Source organism: Agrobacterium sp. DKPNP3 (assembly GCF_052686535.1).
The window spans coordinates 23,099-44,215 of record NZ_JBQYSN010000002.1 but is presented as its reverse complement, the minus strand read 5'-3'; the positions used below and the strand labels follow the sequence as shown (position 1 = coordinate 44,215).

Genomic DNA, 21,117 nt, shown 5'->3' with positions numbered 1-21,117 from the left:
TAGCGTCACCCTTTACAAAACGTTGTTGTTTTTGAAATAACAACAGCGTGCGGGGATTGTGATCAAGTTTTATCTCTCAGGAGGGATACGTGGTAGAACATAAGAAAATTCGGAAGGCCGTATTCCCGGTCGCAGGTCTCGGCACGCGTTTTCTGCCTGCCACCAAGGCAGTTCCGAAAGAAATGCTCACCGTCGTCGACAAGCCCGTTATCCAGTACGTCGTTGATGAGGCGGCGGAAGCAGGCATCGAGCATTTTGTATTCGTTACCGGCCGCGGCAAGGCGGTGATCGAGGATTATTTCGACATCCAGTTTGAGCTCGAACAGATGCTGCGCGAGCGCAACAAGAATGCCGAGCTGACATTACTGGCTGGTCTACTGCCGAAGGCCGGCACGGCGAGCTTTACGCGCCAGCAGGTGCCGCTCGGTCTTGGCCACGCTGTATGGTGCGCGCGCGATATCGTTGGCGACGAGCCGTTTGCCGTGCTCCTGCCTGACATGATCATGCATTCGCAGAAAAGCTGCCTGAAGGGCATGGTCGAGCTTTACGAGCAGACCCAGGGCAACGTGATCGCGGTGCAGGAGTGTGCGCCTGACCAGACCCATAAATATGGCATCGTCGGTGTTGGCGAGACCGTCGGCGAAGGCTTCAAAATCACCGAAATGGTCGAAAAGCCTGCGAAGGGGACAGCGCCGTCAAATTTCTATATCAACGGCCGCTATATTCTTCAGCCGGAGATTTTCGACATTCTTGAAAATCAGGAACGTGGCGCAGGTAACGAAATCCAGCTCACCGACGGCATGCTGACGCTCGCCAAGTCGCAGGAGTTCGCAGGCTACCATTTCCGCGGCCAGACCTTCGACTGTGGCGCCAAAGATGGCTTTATCCTCGCCAACGTCGCCTTTGCCCTGGAACGCGGTGACATCAGGCCCACAATAGAAGAGCCGATCAAGGCCCTGATCGACGGTCTGAAATAGTCCATAAGAGCCAAGACAATCCCGGCCTTCGCGCCGGGATTTCTTTTTCTGGAATTATCGTTTGAGCACCAGACCGGCGCCGACACGCAGATCGTTGCTGTCATAGACAGGGGTCCACTGGTAGCTGACATCAGCGGTAAGGTCGAGGTAACGGTTGATACCCCAAGTCAGGCCGGCCCCGGCGGTATATTCCACGGCATCCTCGGAAGCACGGAATTTGCGATGAACCACCTGCCCGGTCAGCCGCGCGACGAGGTTGTTGCGCAGCTCGTGGGTCAGGCCGGCATCAAGCCGATAGGACACCCAGCCACCCTGAGGGCCGCCGGCAAAATCCTCGATCGTCGTGCGCAAACCGAGATTGACGTTTGTCCCGCGCTGGGGTGACCAGTTGAGAGTGCCATCCAGCGTCAGGGCGTCGATCGCATCGAGGCGGTCATCATCATATTGCTTGCGCAGATAACCGATGGCGGCTTCGCCCCGCGTTTTCTCGCCCAAATCGACCTCGGCACCCACTTTTGCACCATAGGAATTGGAAGAACGGGCATAGCCGGAATTGTCGAGGCGCCTATCGTATTTCGTCGTCCCCACGTTCAGTTCAAGGAAGGGGATGAGCGCCGGCGACAGTTCATAGCCGATACGACCGCGCAGATTGGCGCCATTCTGGTCACGGTCGTTGAGGCTGATCGGGCGGCCGTCTATGCCTTTTGCATCCGTGTAGACGGTACGAGAAAGATCGAGCGCCGCGAGACCGCGAAGCTTGCCGAAATCCCGCTCGATCGATGCTCCCGTCGTGAAGCGGTGCTCGCCGCCTTGGACGGCGGCCCCTGTCAGGGCATTCGGGTCCGTCGTGTCCTCGCGGCTGAATTCATAGCCGGCCTTGAGATTAGCGGTCGTCTGTCCGCCGAGGTCCAGACGCAGATCCGCATCGATCTTCGCCCGAGGTTCTTCGCCATCCTTGTCGCTGCCGAAGTTTCTTTCCCAGGCACCGTCGCCCGTGACCGTAAGCGCGTGCCGGGACCAGTCGCTGGTGAGCGTGCCGCGTATGCCCGTCGTCAGATAATTGCGTCTGGAAGGGCCGCCCGTATTGGTCTGCCTTTCCGTGTTGATCGTCTGACTGATTGCTGGCCGAAGCACGAATGTTCCGACGCGAATTCCCGGCGTTTGTCCTGGCACGGCGGGAATGCGCGGGTTTTCACCGCCATCCACCGTCGGCTCGTAGGGGTTTTCCGCATCAGCAAAGGGCTGGCCCGCCTCGTCCTGCTGCTCGTAAATCGGGTCGCCCGGATTGTTCGAGGGGCGCCAGAGCTGGGGTGGGGGCGAGGGCGTCGGCGTCAGCTGGACTGCGCCAGTGGCCGCCGCGTCAACTGCGCTTGGCATTGGCGAGGCCGTTGCATTATCGGAAGACGTCGCCTGCCGCAGCGTTGGACCAGCAGGTGTCGCCGTCTGCGCCAAAGCGCTCTCCAGCGGGCAAACAAAAGTACAGGCGAGCAGCAGGGTCGCTGCTTTCCGCGACGTCGGCAGACGTGTGGCGGTGCCCTTCACATTCATTCCTTCTCACCCGGCGGATCCGGCCGACGTCAGATCAAAGGTAAACAGGGCATCTCACCAGACCTGACGGGAGACAGGCCGATGACATGACGTGAAGAAACCAGTGACCAGACAGGCGACGCAAGTTTTAACATCGCTTTAACAATAGGTTTTTTATGGTTAACAGTTGATAAAGATCACTGAATTTTCATCCATCCGGCAGGGGCGAAAAGCGAGCCGATTTTCTCGCAAGCCTGCCGATCGAAAGATGGACGATGATCGCCGCGAGGTCCGCACCAAAATTGCTAAATATTTCTAATATGCGAAGATTAAAACGTTTCATTTTGGCACGGGTTTGCCGTATGATTACGATGATCGATTTTAAAGCGGTCAAAAATCGTATTGAATTTATTTTGTGTGACAACGTCGTTTCATGAAGTCCGTTTTGAACATCAGGCAAGTTGGTTTTTATTGTTGGGATATCACCAATGACCGTTTCTATCTGGACGCGATCTGCGCTGAACTCTTCGGAATTCCCGTAAAACAGGGGATGCTTGGCATCAGCATTTTTCAGGTGCTGGAGAAAGTGGACCTCGATCACCGGAACCGGGTGATCGAAACGGCGCTGACAACGTTGAAGAATGCGAGTTTTTATGATCAGGAATATGCGGTGCGCCGCACCGATGGGTCTGTTTCGTGGGTAAGGACGCTTGGACGATATCTGGTCGATGAAGACAACATTCCTTTCAAGCGGCTCGGGACGATGGAGGAGATATCACCCCCGGAGCGGCATCACTAAGGGAACGAGCGCTACCGAAACTGTTGAATACTTGCCCCGAGACGCGTTCTAAAATGCGGCGCGCGGGGCGAAGAGTGGACTTATTCCGGCTTAAAGAGTAACAGTCGGGCATGATTACGCGCGCCGTCAAACTGGTTGAAGACAACGCCATTGAATCCGCCCTGCGGACGATCTCGATGGAGCGGGCTGGCCTTGCCGCCCTTGAGGATGCCCTTAAGAACGGCCTCTCCGAGCCCTTCTGCAAAGCGATCGAGACCATCGGCGAATCCAATGGTCGCCTCATCATCACCGGAGTTGGCAAAAGCGGCCATATTGGCGCAAAGCTTGCCGCGACGTTTGCCTCCACAGGCACGCCCGCCTTTTTTGTCCATGCGGCGGAAGCCAATCACGGCGATCTTGGTATGATCGGCGGCGACGATGTGGTGCTGGCTATTTCCAAAGGTGGCGAAAGTGCGGAACTGCGCAGCATCATCAATTACTCGCGCCGGTTTTCCATTCCGCTGATTGCGCTCACCTGTTCGGAAAAATCATCGCTGGCGCAAGCCTCCGATATCGTGCTGCTCGTTCCCAATGAGCAGGAGGCCTGTCCGCTTGGACTTGCGCCAACCACGTCCACATTGATGCAGCTCGCGCTGGGTGATGCTCTTGCCGTGGCTCTGCTGGAAGCGCGCAATTTCACTGCGGGTGACTTCAAGGTGTTTCATCCCGGCGGCAAGCTGGGTGCCAGCCTGACGCTGGTCGCCGATATCATGCATACCGGCGATCGCCTGCCATTGGTCGGAAAGGGAACGGCGATGCCGGAAGCGGTTGGCGTTCTCTCGCGCAAGCATTTTGGCTGCGTCGGCGTTCTGGATGAGGAGGGGCGTCTGTGCGGCATCATCACCGAGGGCGATATGGCGCGCAACCTGTCACGTAACCTCGCCGAACTGGTTGTCGACGATATCATGACCCGCAGCCCGAAAACGGTCAAAAAGTCGGTGTTGGCCACCAGTGCGCTGGCGACGCTGGAAAAATTCCACATCGGCGCCCTCATCGTCGTTGACGACGACAATCGGCCGATTGGACTGGTGCATTTCCACGATCTCCTGCGGATCGGCGTCGCTTAATAATTTTGCTGACAGCTGCATCGATCGCCGTCCGGAAGTCCATCGTCGATGCTGCCGACCGGGTGCCGGACTTATCGGTCGATCGGCTCGATCGTCAGTGTGCGCCCGCGAGCCGACGCAATCCTGACGCGGGTTCCAGCTGGCAGGTTTTCGCCATTCACCGGCCACCAGGTATCATCAAGTCTGATGCGTCCGCGACCCTCAACGATCGGCTCCTGCAAGGTGGCAGTGCGGCCGACAAGACTCGCTTCGCGCTGGTTGAGGAATGGCTCGTCGCTTGTATCGCGGCTCCGGCCGAAATATTTCCGGCCAAGCAGGGCAAAAATGACGGAGAGTGCTGCAAACAGCACCAGCTGCAACTGCCAGGCCCACACAGTGACATCCCAAAGGACCAGCGACAACGCGCCGATCACCAGAGCGGCTAGTCCAATCCAGATCAGAAAGACGCCCGGGGCGATGAGCTCTGCTGCCAGCAGCGCGAAGCCGACGATCCACCAGCTCCAGGGGCCCAGCTCTATCGCAAGCTGTTGCAGCATCGTTATTTCTCCGATGAAGAGCCGAAGGGATTACCCGGGATAGCGACATTGATGCTCTGGCCGGAAGCCCGGGTTGGTGGCACGGAGCGGGACGATGCAGGGGCTGCGGTGGGCGTGCTCGGCGAATCGCCGTTGTTACCGAACACTTCTTTCGCAATCGTGCCGATGCCGCCGAGCGAGCCGATCAGCGCCGAGGCTTCCATCGGCATTAGCACGATCTTGGAATTCTTCGCAGTGCCGATCTCGGCCAGCGCTTCGGTGTATTTCTGGGCGACGAAATAGTTGATGGCATGGACATTACCGGCGGCGATGGCTTCCGAGACCATGCGGGTGGCGTTAGCTTCGGCCTCGGCCAGGCGCTCTCGGGCTTCGGCATCGCGGAACGCTGCTTCGCGCTGGCCTTCCGCCTCCAGAATAGCAGACTGTTTTGCACCTTCTGCGCGAAGAATTTGCGCGTTGCGGGCGCCTTCCGCTTCCAGCACCTGCGCGCGCTTCTCGCGCTCTGCCTTCATCTGTCGCGCCATGGAATCAACGAGGTCCTTCGGCGGCGCGATGTCCTTGATCTCGATGCGGGTGACCTTGATACCCCATGGCCCAACCGCCTCATCGACGACACGCAGCAGCCGATCATTGATGGCATCACGGTTCGACAGCAACTCGTCGAGGTCCATCGAGCCCATCACCGAGCGGATATTGGTCATTGTCAGGTTTTCGATCGCCATTTCCAGATTGGAGATCTGGTAAGCGGCCTGCGCGGCGTTCAATACCTGATAGAAGGTGACAGCATCGGCAGAAACACTGGCATTGTCACGGGTGATGACTTCCTGTGTCGGGATATGGAGAACCTGCTCCATGACATTCATCTTCGAACCGATGCTTTCAAAAAACGGTACGATGAGATTGAGGCCGGGCTCAAGCGTGCGCGTGTAGCGACCGAAGCGTTCAACGGTGTAACGATGCCCCTGCGGCACGGTCTTGATGCCGGCAAACAGCACCAGAATAACCAGAACAACCGCCGCTATGACGACGATGTCGAAACCGCCCAATGCAATCATCACTTTCCTCCTCCGATCAGAACGTCCGGGTTTTATCCCACCAATCTTATGGCAAGATTACACCCAGCCTTGCAACTCCCGTCTTACAACCTCTTCGAGAACATTCATGCCCTCGGCGCTGTCGTTCAGACATGGTATATGGGTAAATTTCTCACCGCCATGATGCAGGAAAATCTCCCCGGCTTCACCGGCAATCTCCTCCAGCGTCTCAAGACAATCTGATACGAAACCTGGATTCATGACGGCGATGCGCTTGATGCCCTCCGAGGCCAGCTTCTCCATCGTCTTGTCGGTGTAGGGCTGCAGCCATTCTTCCGGCCCGAAACGGGACTGGAAGGTAATCATGAAGTTCTTGTCGGTTCGACCCAGCGCCTGGCGCAGCAGACGGGCGGTTTTCTGGCAGTGACAATAATAGGGATCGCCCTTTTTGAAATAGGATTGCGGAATGCCATGGAAGGAGGTGATCAGCATCTCCGGCTCCCAGTCCAGCGTTGCCAGATGGTTGTTGACGGAGGCCGCAAGCGCTTCGATATAGGCGGGATCGTCATGGTACGGCGGCACGGTGCGGATGGCTGGCTGCCAGCGCAGCTTCATCAGATGCTCAAAAGCCTTGTCGTTCACCGTTGCCGTGGTTGAGGCCGCATATTGCGGATAGAGTGGGAAAAGCAGGATCTTTTCGCAGCCCTTTTCTTTCAGCGCGTCGATCTTGGAGGCAATCGATGGCTGCCCGTATCGCATCGCCCAGTCGACCACGACATTGGGTAAATCCTTAAGCGCCTCGGCCATAAGCTCGCCCTGGCTGCGGGTATAGGTGCGCAGATAGCTTTCGTTGCGCTCCTGGTTCCAGATTTCCTGGTAGGCCTTGCCGACCTTCTGCGGGCGCTTGTTGAGCACGATGCCGTAAAGGATCGGATACCAATAAAGACGGGACCATTCTATCACGCGTTTGTCGCTCAAGAATTCCGCCAGATAACGGCGCATCGGCCAATAGTCCGTACCGTCGGGGGTGCCGAGATTGACGAGCAACACGCCCACCTTGCCGAAGGTTACGCGAGGATGGTTTGCCGGGAGGGGGGATAGGTCTGTCGCCATGAATGATACCCTGAAACTCGAACTGCTGATGTCAGGAGTTATTTCGCCCAAGGATAAGGCTAACGCTCCATCGTGTGTTTGTGCCTGAACCAGACCGTGACACGGTTTGGCCGAAAATGTCCGAGCCATACGCTCCGACAGTAGTTTTGTTCATGTGTTCTAGACGAAAATTTTCAGGATTAAACCACTGTGAGATGCTATTTCCGGCAATGGCGCAGCCGCAGGCTGCCAGCCGTCAAAAATTTATCCTTAAGCCTTTGCTTTTTATGGGAAAATAGAAAACCGGCCCCGATCTTCAAGGGCCGGCTTCTATATGCGGCAAATTGCCCTGCTGTCAGCGTGCGACTTATTGAGCGGGCAATTCCAGCTCTTCGCCGATCTCGATATGGTTCGGATGTTTCAGCGTATTTGCCTTGGCAATTTTGCCCCATAGAGCGCCATCGCCGTATTTTTCCGCTGCAATCTTCCAGAGGGAATCGCCCTTTTCAACGACGTATTTGCTGGCCGCGGCAGCGGCTGCAGCAGGTGTCGGGGCTGCTGGCGCGGTCGTTGCGGGCGCAGTCGCGGTGGGGGCAGCAGTAGTGGCGGGTGCAGTTGTCGCAGGCGCCGGTGCCGCAGGCTTTGCCGGAGCGACGTAACCGGCGGGGGTCACTTCGCTGATGCGACCGTCCGTATAGGGCTTATAGGGGCTATTGGCGGTAATATAGGCCGCAACCGCCTCTTCGAGGTTAGGGCCGAAGTCATAGGCGTTGATGGCGTTGGTCGCAAAGACCTTGAAGCCATCGCCGCCGGTGCGGACGTAGTTATTGGCTGCGACAATGTAGGTCTTGGCGGGATCGAGAGGCACGAAAGCGTCACCCTCCTTGACCTCAACCGAAACGATACGACTGCCGGCCGGCTTGGAACGGTCAAAGGAATATTTCATGCCTGAGACCTGCATGAAGCGGCCCGCACCGTCGTCGATCTGGCTGACGCCATTTTCAAGGGCGGCGCGAATATCTTCGCCCTTCAGCTGGAAGGTTGCGACGGTGTTCTGGAACGGCAGAACCGTCAGCACTTCACCCATCGAGACATCGCCGCCATCGATGGAGGAGCGCAGGCCGCCACTATTGGCAAAAGCAATGGTGACGCCCTGATCCTTGACGCGGGCAAGTGTCGCATCCGCGACCAGATTGCCCATGGAGCATTCCTTCACACGGCAAATCTTGCGGTCCCCTTCGATCGGGCCTTCGGAGGTGCCAACGACCTTGGCTTTCAGAGCCTCGATCGGCGCCTTCAGCTCATCGATGCGCTTCAGCGTGGCTTCATCAGGCTTGAAAGAAGAATCGACGAGGATCGGGTCGCCCTTGCTCTCCTTCACGACGCCGTTGTCATCGAAGACCACTTTGAGGTCGCCGAGATACTTGCTGTACTGCCCTGCCTGCACAACGGGAACCTTGTAGCCACCCGGGTTGTCGACGAGCGTCGGATAGGGGCCTTCGGCCTTTTGATCGGTGTTCGACAGAAGCGTGTGCGAATGGCCGCCTACGACGACGTCGACATCGGGAATTTTGGCGATGAATTCGAGATCGCGCGGGTAACCGACATGGGTGAGCGCGATGATCTTGTTGACGCCCTCCTGCTTCAGCTTCTGAACCTGCTCGCTGATTTTCGCGACATCCTCAGCGATCGTGATGTTGGGACCGGGCGTTGCCAGTTCCGCGGTGTCGTTGGCGACGGCACCGACGATAGCGATCTTCTGTCCGCCGACGTCAAGCACGAGGGAGGGCTTGACGCGGTCGCCAATTTTCGAGGCGGCGGTGGCAACAACGTTGGCGGTCACGACCGGGAACTGGACCTTGTCGAGGAAGCCGGCAAGGCCGTCTTCACTGTCGTCGAACTCATGATTGCCGACGGTCATGGCGTCGAACTTCATGGCGTTCAGCATTTCCGCTTCAACGGTGCCTTTGTAGGTGGTGTAGAAAAGCGATCCCTGGAAATTGTCGCCGGCATTCAGAAGCAGAACATTCTTGCCTTCACCCTTTAGCGCATCGCGCGTCTGGTTGATCGCGGTCAGCAGGCGCGCGGCGCCGCCGAAGCACTCGTTCTTGCCCTCTTCTTCCGCCGAGCAGGTCGAGTCGAATTTGTTGATCGATTCGATACGGGAGTGAAAATCGTTGATGTGAAGAATGTTGAGCTCGTAATCCGCCAGCGCGGCTCCCGCTGAAAGCGTGATCACCGAAACGCTCAGCATGCCCATTCCGAAAATTTTCTTCATCGTCCCTCTCTCCTGTTCAAAGCGGAAGTCCAGGCCGGCTGATCACCCTCCGACCGGACGTATTCTTTAATCCGAAAACATGTCAGTCATTCGAAAGCAGAATGTTTTCATTTAGCGGCAGTCGCCGCAAGCGAAATTATGACAGGTGTAAAACAAACAAAAACGCACGCCCGAAGGCGTGCGCTTGAAAAAGACATCGCGTTGAATCGGCTAGGTAATCAGCCCTGGCGGGTGAGCGAGAACTGGCTATTGCTGTCAGTCGTGCAGTTCAATTGCGACGGCGATACGAGGGCGCAGTTGACACGCGACTGCGTGTTACGCACCAGCGACGTCATGTTGATTTCGTAAAGCGTCGGCGAAATCGTCACGTAAGTGCCGGAGGCGAGAAGCGTATTGGTGTCGGTGGAACGGGTGGAGAAGGCGCCGTTCTGGAACGTCGATACGATGCCGTTTCGGTCGATCCAGCGACCGTCCACGGCTGGGCCGCGGGAAAGCGAAGGCGCCATCGATGTCTGCTGGGAGGAGGGACCTGGCGCGACGCATGAAGACACCGCGATGGCGGCTGAAAGCAAAGCAGCGCTTGTCTTGAAGTTCATGAGCCTGTTCTCCTGCGATTCGATGAAACTTTCTATGCTTCGACCATGCCGTGAAGCGTTTTTCATTTCAAGGCAACGTTGTTTGCTTCCACCGGTTCCCGATGGCATTCACGAAAGCCCCAGCGTGGCAAATATGAGACTCTTGCGCGTCAGCGGACGAAGATATTGCGGAACTGCCAGGGATCGGACGTATCGATATTGTCAGGAAATAGTCCCGGACGTCCGTCGATCGGCGTCCAGTCGGTGTAATGCCCCTCAACGGGTCCGAGATAGGGACGTTGCACCTCAAGGCAGCGGCGGTAATCCATCTCGTCGGCTTCAACGATACCGGCTTCCGGATTTTCAATTGCCCAGACCATGCCGGCCAACACGGCGGAACTCACCTGCAATCCGGTTGCATTCTGGTTCGGGGCAAGCGAACGCGCCTCCTGAAGCGTGAGGCGCGAGCCGTACCAATAGGCGTTCTTGTCATGACCATAGAGCAGGACGCCCAATTCGTCGGCACCGTCGACAAGCTCATCCTCGGCAAGTACGTGCTGGATCGGCTGCGGGTTGCCGCCATTGCCGAACATTTCGTGCAGGGACAGGATGGCGTCGTTGCAGGGATGGTAGGCATAGTGGCAGGTCGGTCGGTAGGTGACGTCGCCTTCATCGTTGCGGACGGTGAAGTAGTCGGAGATCGAGATCGCCTCGTTGTGCGTGACGAGAAAACCGTATTGCGGTCCGAGGCCCGGGCACCAGGTGCGCACCCGCGTATTGGCGCCGGGCTGATCAAGATAGATCGCCGCCTTGTTTCCCTTCTTCTGCTTCTTGGCGTTCTTCGGCATCCAGTTTTCATGGGTGCCCCAACCAAGTTCGGCTGGCTGGAAACCTTCTGCGATGAAGCCTTCGACGGACCATGTGTTCCAGAACGCCCCGAATGGCTTCGGTTCTTTCGCCCGCTGCGTATCGCGCTCGGCCACATGCACACCTTTGACGCCAAGCTGTTTCATCAGCGTCGCCCAGCCTTGTCGGTCATCAGGCTGTGGTTCTTCGATATCGAGGCCGGCATCGCTCGCGAGATTGACGAGGGCCTGTTTTACGAACCATGACACCATGCCCGGGTTGGCGCCGCAGGTGGAAACGGCCGTCGTACCACCAGGTTTGCGCGCCTTTTCCTTCAGCATGGTTTCCCGAAGGGAGTAATTCGTTCTGGAGGCGTTGTCGGCATCTCCATTGAAGTAAAAACCGGGCCATGGCTCCACCACGGTGTCGATATAGAGCATGCCGTGCTTACGACATATCCGCATCAGATCGACAGATGCGGCATCGACCGAAAGATTAACGCAGAAGCCCTGTCCCTGCACGCCTTTCAAAAGCGGCTTGAGAACGTCCTTGTAATTCTGCTTGGTGAGATGGGTCTTGATGTGGCGAATGTTTCTCTCGGCCAGAAAGGGGGCGATGTCCTCCCGCGGATCGATAACGACGAGGCGGGCCCTGTCGAAATTGAAATGACGTTCGATCAACGGAAGAGTACCGCGCCCGATGGAGCCGAAGCCGATCATGATGATGGGTCCGTCAATATTGCCGTAAATCGGGTAGCCTGCATCCGTCATTCGTCAATTTTCCTTTTTTAGCCAATAAGTAAGCTAGATCATAAAAGCGTGCCACAATAAAGGGCAGCTGGATGACGGACATATGACGATGGTCGCGGCACGATCCATCCTCGCGATCTTTTCACCATTTCTCCCACTACGAATTTAAGAAAGTTCGTTTATAGTGGAGCTCTTCTTTTCGTCCGTGGGTCCACAGGTTTGGAGGGGCTTTGGTCAGATGGTGAAAAGAAGTTTTTGCCATCGCAGGAGAGCTACCTGTTGAATGATCTGTTAGGGCGCGCCACGGCGCTTCAGAATGAAACGCCCGTTCTGATCGCTCTTTATGACTCCGGCGACCACTTGCGCCATGCCAATCCGTCATTTCGGGAAAGCTTTCATCTGGCCGCTGGCGATTTCCCCAGCTGGGCGGACATCATGCGGCTGAACCACCGGCTGCGCACCGGCGTCGTGATCCGCAACAATGATTTCGAGGGATGGCTGCTTTCGGCGCAGTCCCGTCGCGGCAAGCTGCCATATCGCGCCTTCGAAATGGATCTTTATGACGGTCGCTGGTTCTGGATGACCGAGACGGTACAGCAGGATGGGTGGATGCTATGCGTCGCGAGCGACGTCACCGAATTGCGTCAGGGTTATCGCGCACTGCGGCAGGACAGGGATCTGGCCGTGCGTGCCTCACAGACCGACGAGTTGACGGGAACGGCAAACCGCCGGTTCGTCTTTACAAAGCTTGCCGTGCAGGTAGATCAGGTCGCCAAAGGGCTTGAAGCGCCGTTCTGCCTCTGCACGTTCGACATCGATTTTTTCAAGCAGATCAACGACCGCTTCGGTCATAAATGCGGTGATGCGGTGTTGCGGGATTTTGTTGCTGTCGCTCATTCCGTCATCCGCCGCGTGGATTGTTTCGGCAGGATCGGCGGTGAGGAGTTCATGCTCATCCTGCCACGCAGTTCGGTCGCCGAAGGCCGGGAGATTGTGGAGCGACTATTGCAGAGAGTGCGCGTTTCCAGACCTCTCTCCGAATTCCCGGATTTTTCCTACAGCTGCTCGGCCGGCCTGACGGCCTACCGCATCGGGGAAAGCGCGGACGATATTTTCATGCGCGCCGATCAGGCCCTTTACGCGGCGAAGGAAAAAGGCCGTGACCGGCTTCTGGCGGTCACCGTCTAAATCAGCTCCGCTGCAATCAGCCCATACAACGAATTGCCAACGAAGAGCTTCCGGCCGGTCATCTCGTCAGGTTTGAGGGTCTGCCCGCGTGCTTTGCGTTCACGGATGAGTTCCGCGCGCAGCACACCCGGCAGAATGCCGCTATCCAGCGGTGGCGTCAGCATCGGTCCCTCAGGCATTTCCACGAAGATGCTCGTTGACGATCCCTCGCACAATTCGCCGCGCTCGTTGAGCAACAACACCTCATCCGCCTCGTCAGCCGAGAATTCGGCGCGGGCTGCGTCATAAGGCTCCCGCCGGGACGATTTGTGGCGATAGAAGGTGTCGGAGGAGTCGAGCCTGGTCTGTCGCGCAATGCGTACCCGCCACACTGTGGCCGGCTGCAAGGGTTTGAAGTCGGCGGTCTCGATGTCGAGTTCGCCCTTGTAGTTCATGACCAGTTTCACGCAGAGAGGCTTCTCGCCGCCCACCTTCTTTTCCATTAGCTGGACGGCATTGACAGGTGCACGGAAACCAAGCGCATCGGCGGAACGCAATAGTCGACGCATATGCTGGTCAATGCGCTGAAAGCCGGTCTGCGGTTCCCAGCGTAGCGTTTCCCTCAGGGTCAGATCGGCGGGTTTGCGTTTCATGGCCTTTGCTCGTCGCCTGGGTTGTTCACTGGAATCTCTGCCGGCAGTATGAACCGACAAAGCTTGTCCGAAGTAGGATAGCTTTGCCGGCGGAAGAGATTAAGCCTGGTCCTTATCCAGCGCTTCCAGTTCGTCAATCAGTCCTTCGATCATGGAAAGTCCCTTGTCCCAGAAGGACGGATCGGTTGCATCGAGGCCAAAGGGCTTCAGAAGCTCCGAATGATGCTTGGTGCCGCCGGCCTTCAGAAGCTCGAAATACTTCTCCTGGAAGCCGGTCTCGGCGTTTTGGTAAACCGCGTAGAGCGAGTTGACCAGGCAATCGCCGAAGGCATAGGCATAAACATAGAAAGGCGAGTGGATGAAATGGGGGATATAGGTCCACCATGTCTCATAACCCTCTGAAATGCGGATCGCCGGGCCCAGGCTTTCCGCCTGAACGGAGAGCCACAATTCGCCGATCTGCTCCGAGGTCAGCTCGCCCTCTTTTCGGGCGGTGTGCAGTTTCCTTTCGAATTCGTAGAAAGCAATCTGTCGCACGACCGTGTTGATCATGTCCTCGACCTTGCGCGCGAGCATGGCCTTGCGCTCGCGGACATCTTTCGTATCGTTGAGTAGCTTGCGGAAGGTCAGCATTTCCCCAAAGACCGACGCGGTTTCAGCGAGTGTCAGCGGGGTGGCGCACATCAACGCGCCCTGTTCGCCGGCCAAGACCTGGTGCACGCCGTGGCCCAGCTCGTGGGCGAGCGTCATCACGTCACGCGGTTTGCCGAGGTAATTGACCAGCACGTAAGGATGGGCGGAAGGTACGGTCGGATGGGCGAAAGCGCCCGGCGCCTTGCCGGGGCGGGCGGGGGCGTCGATCCACTGTTCATCGAAGAATCTGCGCGCAATATCGGCCATCTCAGGGGCGAAAGCGCCATAGGCGGAAAGTACGGTGTCCTTCGCCTCATCCCAGGGAATGATCGTGTTGGACGTATCGGGAAGCGGCGCGTTGCGATCCCAGTAGTTCATCTGTTCCATGCCGAGCCACTTCGCCTTCATGGCGTAATAACGATGCGAAAGGCGCGGATAGGCGTTCTTTACGGCGGCGGCCAATGCATCGACCACCTCGCGTTCGACGCGGTTGGCAAGATGGCGGCTGTCGGCGATATCCTCGAACTTGCGCCAGCGGTCGGAAATGTCCTTGTCCTTGGCAAGCGTATTGGTGATGAGGGTGAAGACCCGCAGATTGTTTTTGAAGGTGGCGCTCAGCGCTTCCGCCGCTTTCTTTCGGGTCTCCGGCTCCGGCTCCTGCAGCATGTTGAGCGTGACTTCGAGTGGAAGGCTCGCGCCGTCGATGTCGAAACGCAGATCGGCCATGGTCTCATCGAACAGCCGATTGAAGGCTGCCGCACTGGTCATCGATTTTTCAAGGAAAAGCTGTTCCAACTGGTCGTCCAGCTGGTGCGGCTTGTCCTTGCGAAGATCGACCAGCCACGGACGATAATGTCCAGCGTCAGGATCGTTCTTCATGCACGCATCCATGACTGCATCATCGATTCGGTTGAGCTCGAGGGTAAAAAACAGGAGATGGGCCGAGATATCCGTCAGCTTCGCCTGGGCATCGCCGTAGAGCTTGCCGTTCGCAGTGTTCGAGGTGTCAGAAAAATAAGTGAGCCCAGCAAAGGAGCCGATGCGGCCGATAAGATCGTCCAGCGCCTCATATTCCTTCAGCGCAGCGCCGATGCCCTCTTCGCCCGTCGCCTTCGCGGCCGCTTCAAGCTTGCCCTTCCATTTCTTCTCGAAAGCCGCCGCCATCGACGCCGCTTTCTCAAGATCGCCCTTATATTCCGGCGAAGCTCCCGACGGATAGAGATCCGAGAGTTTCCAGCCTGGAAGGTCGCCGAGTGCAGGGCCGGACGTTTCGGCAAGCGAGAAGACGGGGTGCGAAGCGGGGCGGTTGAGGGTCATGGAACGTGTCCTTCTGATTATGCGTGCGAAGCATATGGGGACCTTGTTTCCCGCGGCAATGGATAAAATGCAAGCAATTCTCAAAACTGGATGTTCAAGTCTCCCGTGCCAGAGTGCGGCATAAGGGACCGCATGAAGCAGGTCCATAAACCGGAAACCGGAGCTAAAAATGACCGCGCATGTTCTCGTGATAGACGATGATCCCGTCCAGCGCCGCCTGCTCAAAAATGCGGTGGAACGTTATGGGCACCTCGCCTTGCTCGCCGAAAACGGCAAGGCGGGGCTCGAACTGCTCAAGCAATATAGCGGCGAGATCAACGTCATCGTCCTCGACCTCATGATGCCTGAAATGGACGGGCTTGCCTTTCTGAAAGCTGTCGGCGAACTCGGAACGGATGTTCCCGTGATCGTCCAGACGGGGCAGGGCGGCATCGATACCGTTGTGCAGGCCATGCGCGCAGGCGCCTTCGATTTTGTCGTTAAACCGGTTTCGCCGGAAAGGATCGGCGCCGCCATCTCCAATGCGCTCAAGCTTGACAGGAGAGAGGCAAAGGCTCGCACGGGTAGGCGCGGACGGAGCAATGCTGTGAATTTTACCGATATCGTTTCCGCAAGCCCGGCCATGCTGAGGGTCATCGACCTGGCGCAGCGTGCCGCCCAGTCCAGCATCCCCGTGGTGCTGGAGGGCGAATCCGGCGTCGGCAAGGAAATGGTCGCGCGGGCCATCCAGTCGGCTGGCGATAGGGCAAACAAGCCATTCATCACCGTCAATTGTGGTGCCATTCCCCATAATCTGGTGGAAAGCATTCTCTTCGGTCATGAAAAGGGTGCCTTTACGGGCGCGACGGAAAAACACATCGGCAAGTTCATGGAGGCGGATGGCGGCACGCTGTTCCTTGATGAGATCGGTGATCTCCCGCTTGATGTGCAGGTAAAGCTGCTCCGCGCCGTCCAGCAGGGCGAAATCGAAACCGTGGGTTCCGCGCGGGTTCAGAAGGTGAATGTGCGGCTGATTTCCGCCACCAACAAGAACCTTATCGAAGAGGTGAAGGAAGGTCGTTTCCGTGAGGACCTCTATTACCGCCTCAACGTTTTCCCGATCACCATTCCGGCACTGCGTCGTCGCAAGGAAGACATTCCGCATCTTGCACGGGTCTTCGCCGAGCGCTTTTCGGCGGAACAGAAGTTGCCCAATCCGGTTGGACTTGATGCGAGCGCGCTAGCCCTGCTCACGGCCTATGACTGGCCGGGTAATATCCGCCAGCTGGAGAACGCCGTTTTTCGCGCCGTCGTGCTGTCGCAGGGTGGGGATCTGGCGGACTCAGATTTCCCGCAGATCGCGCTGCAACTGCCGGAATTTGCGACCGGGAATGATGCTGATGGCCTCGCGCCGTCGCCTTCCGGTGCGTCTCTGAAGCTGGCGGCCTATTCGCCGCCTCCGACGCCGGCCGCCGAGAACCACGCGGTGATCGAGGACGCCTCGGATATTTCCACCACCATCTATCGGGGTGGGAACCTGATCTCGAGCACTGACGATTCGGGCAATATCCGCAAACTGGCTGAGATCGAAGAAGAACTCATCCGTTTTGCTCTACGCTTTTATCGCGGGCAGATGAGCCAGGTTGCAAGAAAGCTCGGCATCGGCCGCTCGACGCTGTACCGCAAACTGAAGGATTATGGCATCGATCCTGATGATCCGCTTCGGGACGCCGCATGAAGGGCTGAGCGACTTATTCCATCGCAGATCGTGAAATTCGTTAACTTCTGAGCAAGGATATCCGCTTACCGTCTATAAACCTCTTGTTAGTGGCTGATTCACTATATAGAGGAAGGTTGCATGTGTGTGGCAATTTTGCCATCGTGTCACCGTATTTGACGTTCATTTGAGGCAATGTGACAGAAATTGTCTTCCAGGCGGGGATCGAATTGCCATATCTGCATCGGAATAACGCGCCGTCGACAAAGATCGCGCGCGGCTTGATCAAGGATATATGCACGAAGCTGTCGGCGCGCGCTGTCACCTTTGCCTGCCTGATGCTTGCCGCAATGCCATTTGTAGGAGTTTCGGCGACGGAAGCCGCCGCCGAAACGCGCAGCCTCAAACTGTATTACATCCATACACGTGAGAAGGCGGTCATCACCTTCAAGCGCAATGGCAAGTACGACCAGAAGGGGCTGCAGGAGCTGAACCGGTTCCTGCGTGACTGGCGGCGAAATCAGCCGACGCGGATGGACCCGCGTCTCTTCGATCTCGTCTGGGAAGTCTATCGCCGCAGCGGCGCTACCGATTACATCAACGTCGTATCGGCTTTCCGCTCGCCGGAGACGAATGGTCTGCTGCGCACGCGCACCAAGGGTGTTGCGGAAAAAAGCCAGCACATGCTCGGCAAGGCCATGGACTTTTATATCCCTGGGGTCAAACTTTCCCGCCTTCGCGAGATTGGCATGCAGATGCAGATCGGCGGCGTCGGCTTCTATCCGACCTCGGGGTCGCCTTTCGTGCACATGGATGTCGGCGGCGTTCGCGCCTGGCCACGCATGAGCCGTCAGGAACTCGTTCGCATTTTCCCGAACGGCAACACGCTGCATCTTCCGTCCGATGGAAAGCCGCTTCCCGGTTATGAGCAGGCGATGGCGGATTATAAGAAGCGCGTCAGTTCGTCTTCCATTCAGGTTGCTTCCAGTGCAGGCGCCGGCCCGGCATCTTCCGGAGGCGGTAAACGCAAGACCCTGTTGCAGGCTCTCTTTGGTGGCGGTGACGAGGATGAAGATCCCGATAGCATCGCAGCACCCGAGCCCGCCGAACGTCCGGCGGTTGCTCGCCCGGCCGCGCCGCCGCAGGCGGCTCCAGAGCCTGAACCCACGATCGCCGTTGCTTCTGCCCAGCCGCTTCCTGGCGTGAGCGAGGCACCGCTGCCGACCGCTCGTCCGGCATTCGGTAACCCGCCGCCCGGCAATACCGGGCTTGCGACCGCGCTTTATTCACCGGCCCGCAATGCCGCGCAGGATGCCCTGCAGGCGGCGACCACACCGACGCCGACATCTGCGCCGGCCGAGCGCCAGCAATTTGCTGACCTGGCTCAGGTTTCCGTGCCAGTACCCACGCTTCTCGGCCCACGCGCCATGAAGGGTGATGCGGAGGGCTCTGTCCTGACCGCTTCTGCCGACGGTGCGACACCGGCTGCATCCGGCGAACTTGCGTCGGTTCCTGTCCCGGCAAACCGTCCGGCCGTTGCAGAAGCCCTGCTGGCGGCAGCCAACGCTGACGCTGAAGGCGAGGACGATCTTGCGGAAGCAAACGAGGATACGCTGTCGCCGACGGTCGTTGCCGCTCTTGAGCAGAGCGGACAGGCTGCCCGGTCGCAGGTCCAGTCAGCAGCTGCGCCGACGGCCGCGCCCTTCCCTGCTGCCGTTAATCACAAGGTCACCGTTGCTCCTGCAGAAACGGCCAAGGCTGAACCGCAGGCTGGTTTTGGTGATGCGTTTGATCTGAAGCCGTCCCTCAATGGCGGTCTCAGCGCCGGTCTGCCCACCAAGGGTTCGCGTCCCAGCAAGCAGGATGCCGCCGTGTCCCAGCAGGCGATGGTTGGTGGCGGACGCCTGACGCAGGATTTGATCTCGGACTGGGCCCTTAACCAGAACAAGGGCACGACCGGTCGCTCGGTCAAGGCTCCACGTGTCGTCGCCAACCGCATGCTGAGCAACGACCGGTCGGCATCAGCGACGTCGGCGAGCTTCAAGCCCGGTGCCGTTGCAATCGAGTCCAGCCGCTTCAGCACACCTGTTAAGATGCACTGAGCACGTTTATCTATGGCCGAATGGCCAATAAAAAACCCGCCGGCGACGGCGGGTTTTTTGTTGCTTGACGATAGTCTGTCAGACGCCGCTCTGGCCGTCTGAGCCGATGTAGGCGATACGCACCATGTTGGTCGCACCGGGGGTGCCCAGCGGCACGCCGGCCGAAATGATGATGCGATCGCCCGGCTTGCCGAAACCCTCGGAAACAACGATGCGACAAGCGCGGTTGACCATGTCGTCGAGATCGCTGGCATCACCGGTCACGACGCAATGCAGGCCCCAGACGACAGACAGGCGGCGGGCAGTCTGGATGATCGGCGACAGCGCGATGATCGGAACTTGCGGCCGTTCACGTGAAGCGCGCAGGCCCGTCGTGCCTGATGAGGTGTAGGTGACGATCGCGGCAAGTTTCAGCGTCTCGGCGATCTGGCGCGCGGCAAGGGAGATGGCGTCGGCGCCTGTCGGCTCCGGCTGGGCGCGCTGCGCATAGATGATGTTGGAATAATGCGGGTCCTGTTCGACGGTGCTCGCAATCGAGGCCATGGTGGACACCGCCTCGACCGGATAGTCGCCCGATGCGGACTCGGCAGAGAGCATGATCGCATCCGCACCTTCGAAGACGGCGGTGGCGACGTCGGACACTTCAGCGCGGGTGGGCACCGGTGCCGTGATCATGGATTCCAGCATCTGCGTGGCAACGACGACCGGCTTGCCAGCGCGACGGCAGGCGCGGGTCAACTGCTTCTGAATGCCCGGAACGGCTTCCAGCGGCATTTCAACACCAAGATCGCCGCGGGCGACCATCAATGCGTCGGAAAGCTCGATGATTTCCTCGATGCGCTCGATAGCCTGGGGTTTTTCGATCTTGGACATCAGACCAACGCGACCGCGAGCGATCTTGCGAACTTCAGCCAGGTCTTCCGGACGCTGGACAAAGGAAAGCGCAACCCAGTCGACTTCGCCCGTTTCAAGAACGGCATCGAGGTCAACACGATCCTTGTCGGTGAGAACGCCAACGCCCAGCAGGGTGTCAGGCAGGCTGATACCCTTACGATCCGAAATACGCGTGCCGGAAACCACTGTCGTCACGATGCTCTTGCCGTCGCTCTTTTCGGCGCGCAGATGCAGCTTGCCGTCATCGATCAACAGGCGATGGCCCGGCTTGACGGCTTCGAGAATTTCAGGGTGCGGCAGGAAAACGCGCGTGTTGTCGCCGGGTGCTTCATTGTTATCCAGCGTAAAGGTCTGGCCGGGAACGAGCTCTACCTTGCCTTCAGCAAATTTTCCGACGCGCAGCTTGGGACCTTGCAGGTCGGCCAGAATGCCAATGGGGCGGCCATTGCGGCTTTCGACGGAGCGTATGCGCTGGATCAGCGTCCGCATCACGTCGTGGCTCGCATGGCTCATGTTGATCCGGAAAAGATCGGCGCCAGCAAGATGCAGCTTCTCGATCATTGCCTCTTCGGAAGAGGCCGGGCCGAGCGTTGCAAGAATTTTGACTTTCCGGTTGCGCTTCATCAGTTTTGATTTCCCTGTGTGCCTGGCGTATCGGAAAGCTGGACCATCCAGCTTCCCTGTCTGCCCGTGTCATATTCCTTGAAACCCATTCTCTGGAAGCTGCGGGCATAACAATCGTCCACGCCGGTGATCTTGAACTCGTTTTCCGCAACGCACATGTTGACGTCACCGGTCCAGCGGCCGCCATGGGCGGCATCTTCGGCATAGAGATAATAATAACGTGACTGCAGCTCACCCTCGATCAGCGTAGCGCATGTCGAGGAGGGGACCTGCCACCAGCCTTCGCTGACCCAGCCGTCCTTTGCACGATAGCCGATGGCGACGCCCACGAGGTTCTGCGTGCTGTTGCACACGCGGAAATCCGCATGGGCGGGCGCTGCTATCATGAGCGGGGTCAGAAACAATGCTGCTGCGCAGATAAGACGGGTGATATGCCTGATGTGGCGAGGAAGAGCGAGAGATGACTGAGTCACGGCTTCCATCCGGATTCCATGTTATAATGAACACACTTC

The 21,117-nt window shown here is 58.1% G+C and carries 17 protein-coding genes; 6 read left to right on the top strand and 11 right to left on the bottom strand.

Translation table 11 applies throughout. From position 1 onward, the window contains the following. The first annotated feature begins 89 nt into the window (after positions 1-89). Complete coding sequence (galU, locus tag ACUTJJ_RS00965) at positions 90-977, top strand: UTP--glucose-1-phosphate uridylyltransferase GalU (protein ID WP_063950337.1); 888 nt, start codon at positions 90-92, stop codon at positions 975-977. 54 nt (positions 978-1,031) lie between these two features. Here the strand turns inward: galU and uppP are convergent, their stop codons facing one another. Beyond that, positions 1,032-2,525 carry a polysaccharide biosynthesis protein UppP gene (gene uppP, locus ACUTJJ_RS00960; protein WP_445541007.1) on the bottom strand — a complete coding sequence of 498 codons (1,494 nt, stop codon included), beginning with the start codon at positions 2,523-2,525 and terminating at the stop codon, positions 1,032-1,034. A gap of 412 nt (positions 2,526-2,937) precedes the next feature. On the opposite strand from uppP, the gene ACUTJJ_RS00955 reads away from it, so the two are divergent. Beyond that, positions 2,938-3,303 (top strand): PAS domain-containing protein, encoded by a 366-nt coding sequence (locus ACUTJJ_RS00955; protein ID WP_445541006.1) that lies wholly within the window; start codon positions 2,938-2,940, stop codon positions 3,301-3,303. A gap of 110 nt (positions 3,304-3,413) precedes the next feature. Then, positions 3,414-4,409: a KpsF/GutQ family sugar-phosphate isomerase gene (locus ACUTJJ_RS00950; protein WP_209091076.1), complete on the top strand. Its 996-nt coding sequence runs from the start codon at positions 3,414-3,416 to the stop codon at positions 4,407-4,409. 71 nt (positions 4,410-4,480) lie between these two features. On the opposite strand, the gene ACUTJJ_RS00945 is transcribed toward ACUTJJ_RS00950, so the two are convergent. The 6 genes from ACUTJJ_RS00945 to ACUTJJ_RS00920 all read right to left on the bottom strand — a co-directional run bounded on the left by ACUTJJ_RS00945 (position 4,481) and on the right by ACUTJJ_RS00920 (position 11,540). Then, positions 4,481-4,945 carry an NfeD family protein gene (locus ACUTJJ_RS00945; RefSeq protein ID WP_445541005.1) on the bottom strand — a complete coding sequence of 155 codons (465 nt, stop codon included), beginning with the start codon at positions 4,943-4,945 and terminating at the stop codon, positions 4,481-4,483. A 2-nt stretch (positions 4,946-4,947) separates the two neighbouring features. Then, positions 4,948-6,000 carry an SPFH domain-containing protein gene (locus ACUTJJ_RS00940; protein ID WP_144576696.1) on the bottom strand — a complete coding sequence of 351 codons (1,053 nt, stop codon included), beginning with the start codon at positions 5,998-6,000 and terminating at the stop codon, positions 4,948-4,950. Between the two features lie 57 nt (positions 6,001-6,057). Then, positions 6,058-7,092 (bottom strand): ferrochelatase, encoded by a 1,035-nt coding sequence (gene hemH, locus ACUTJJ_RS00935; protein ID WP_445541004.1) that lies wholly within the window; start codon positions 7,090-7,092, stop codon positions 6,058-6,060. Between the two features lie 346 nt (positions 7,093-7,438). Beyond that, a complete protein-coding gene (locus tag ACUTJJ_RS00930; RefSeq protein WP_445541003.1) occupies positions 7,439-9,349 on the bottom strand; it encodes a 5'-nucleotidase C-terminal domain-containing protein in 1,911 nt (636 codons plus the stop codon). Positions 9,350-9,567: 218 nt separating this feature from the next. Beyond that, positions 9,568-9,945 carry an outer membrane lipoprotein Omp10 gene (omp10, locus tag ACUTJJ_RS00925; protein ID WP_063950516.1) on the bottom strand — a complete coding sequence of 126 codons (378 nt, stop codon included), beginning with the start codon at positions 9,943-9,945 and terminating at the stop codon, positions 9,568-9,570. A 149-nt stretch (positions 9,946-10,094) separates the two neighbouring features. Further along, complete coding sequence (locus tag ACUTJJ_RS00920) at positions 10,095-11,540, bottom strand: homospermidine synthase (protein WP_445541002.1); 1,446 nt, start codon at positions 11,538-11,540, stop codon at positions 10,095-10,097. A 258-nt stretch (positions 11,541-11,798) separates the two neighbouring features. Here ACUTJJ_RS00920 and ACUTJJ_RS00915 point away from each other — a divergent pair, with 258 nt between their 5' ends. Continuing rightward, positions 11,799-12,707 carry a GGDEF domain-containing protein gene (locus ACUTJJ_RS00915; RefSeq protein ID WP_445541001.1) on the top strand — a complete coding sequence of 303 codons (909 nt, stop codon included), beginning with the start codon at positions 11,799-11,801 and terminating at the stop codon, positions 12,705-12,707. Here ACUTJJ_RS00915 and ACUTJJ_RS00910 read toward each other — a convergent pair. Both ACUTJJ_RS00910 and ACUTJJ_RS00905 read right to left on the bottom strand, forming a co-directional pair. After that, positions 12,704-13,339, bottom strand: a complete 636-nt coding sequence (locus ACUTJJ_RS00910; RefSeq protein WP_144576691.1) for an aminotransferase class IV family protein — start codon at positions 13,337-13,339, stop codon at positions 12,704-12,706. The genes ACUTJJ_RS00915 and ACUTJJ_RS00910 overlap by 4 nt on opposite strands. Before the next feature lie 99 nt (positions 13,340-13,438). Beyond that, positions 13,439-15,289, bottom strand: coding sequence for a M3 family oligoendopeptidase (locus tag ACUTJJ_RS00905; protein ID WP_445541000.1), 1,851 nt, complete (start codon positions 15,287-15,289; stop codon positions 13,439-13,441). A gap of 169 nt (positions 15,290-15,458) precedes the next feature. Between ACUTJJ_RS00905 and ACUTJJ_RS00900 the strand changes: the two genes are divergently transcribed. Together ACUTJJ_RS00900 and ACUTJJ_RS00895 are read left to right on the top strand one after the other, a co-directional pair. Next, positions 15,459-17,006 (top strand): sigma-54-dependent transcriptional regulator, encoded by a 1,548-nt coding sequence (locus ACUTJJ_RS00900; RefSeq protein ID WP_209091092.1) that lies wholly within the window; start codon positions 15,459-15,461, stop codon positions 17,004-17,006. 176 nt (positions 17,007-17,182) lie between these two features. Next, positions 17,183-19,087, top strand: coding sequence for a DUF882 domain-containing protein (locus ACUTJJ_RS00895; protein WP_209091094.1), 1,905 nt, complete (start codon positions 17,183-17,185; stop codon positions 19,085-19,087). Positions 19,088-19,165: 78 nt separating this feature from the next. On the opposite strand, the gene pyk is transcribed toward ACUTJJ_RS00895, so the two are convergent. Further along, a complete protein-coding gene (gene pyk, locus ACUTJJ_RS00890) occupies positions 19,166-20,605 on the bottom strand; it encodes a pyruvate kinase (RefSeq protein ID WP_063950351.1) in 1,440 nt (479 codons plus the stop codon). Next, complete coding sequence (locus ACUTJJ_RS00885; RefSeq protein ID WP_063950352.1) at positions 20,605-21,087, bottom strand: DUF1036 domain-containing protein; 483 nt, start codon at positions 21,085-21,087, stop codon at positions 20,605-20,607. Before ACUTJJ_RS00885 ends, pyk begins: the two co-directional genes overlap by 1 nt. Positions 21,088-21,117 lie beyond the last annotated feature (30 nt).

Excerpts from the sequence above, each read along its gene's own strand:
- omp10 (WP_063950516.1), bottom strand. The coding sequence starts at position 9,945 with ATGAACTTCAAGACAAGCGCTGCTTTGCTTTCAGCCGCCATCGCGGTG.
- ACUTJJ_RS00920 (WP_445541002.1), bottom strand. The coding sequence starts at position 11,540 with ATGACGGATGCAGGCTACCCGATTTACGGCAATATTGACGGACCCATC.
- ACUTJJ_RS00905 (WP_445541000.1), bottom strand. The coding sequence starts at position 15,289 with ATGACCCTCAACCGCCCCGCTTCGCACCCCGTCTTCTCGCTTGCCGAA.
- ACUTJJ_RS00940 (WP_144576696.1), bottom strand. The coding sequence starts at position 6,000 with ATGATTGCATTGGGCGGTTTCGACATCGTCGTCATAGCGGCGGTTGTT.
- hemH (WP_445541004.1), bottom strand. The coding sequence starts at position 7,092 with ATGGCGACAGACCTATCCCCCCTCCCGGCAAACCATCCTCGCGTAACC.
- pyk (WP_063950351.1), bottom strand. The coding sequence starts at position 20,605 with ATGAAGCGCAACCGGAAAGTCAAAATTCTTGCAACGCTCGGCCCGGCC.
- ACUTJJ_RS00955 (WP_445541006.1), top strand. The coding sequence starts at position 2,938 with ATGAAGTCCGTTTTGAACATCAGGCAAGTTGGTTTTTATTGTTGGGAT.
- ACUTJJ_RS00900 (WP_209091092.1), top strand. The coding sequence starts at position 15,459 with ATGACCGCGCATGTTCTCGTGATAGACGATGATCCCGTCCAGCGCCGC.
- ACUTJJ_RS00945 (WP_445541005.1), bottom strand. The coding sequence starts at position 4,945 with ATGCTGCAACAGCTTGCGATAGAGCTGGGCCCCTGGAGCTGGTGGATC.
- uppP (WP_445541007.1), bottom strand. The coding sequence starts at position 2,525 with ATGAATGTGAAGGGCACCGCCACACGTCTGCCGACGTCGCGGAAAGCA.
- ACUTJJ_RS00885 (WP_063950352.1), bottom strand. The coding sequence starts at position 21,087 with ATGGAAGCCGTGACTCAGTCATCTCTCGCTCTTCCTCGCCACATCAGG.
- ACUTJJ_RS00910 (WP_144576691.1), bottom strand. The coding sequence starts at position 13,339 with ATGAAACGCAAACCCGCCGATCTGACCCTGAGGGAAACGCTACGCTGG.
- ACUTJJ_RS00950 (WP_209091076.1), top strand. The coding sequence starts at position 3,414 with ATGATTACGCGCGCCGTCAAACTGGTTGAAGACAACGCCATTGAATCC.
- ACUTJJ_RS00930 (WP_445541003.1), bottom strand. The coding sequence starts at position 9,349 with ATGAAGAAAATTTTCGGAATGGGCATGCTGAGCGTTTCGGTGATCACG.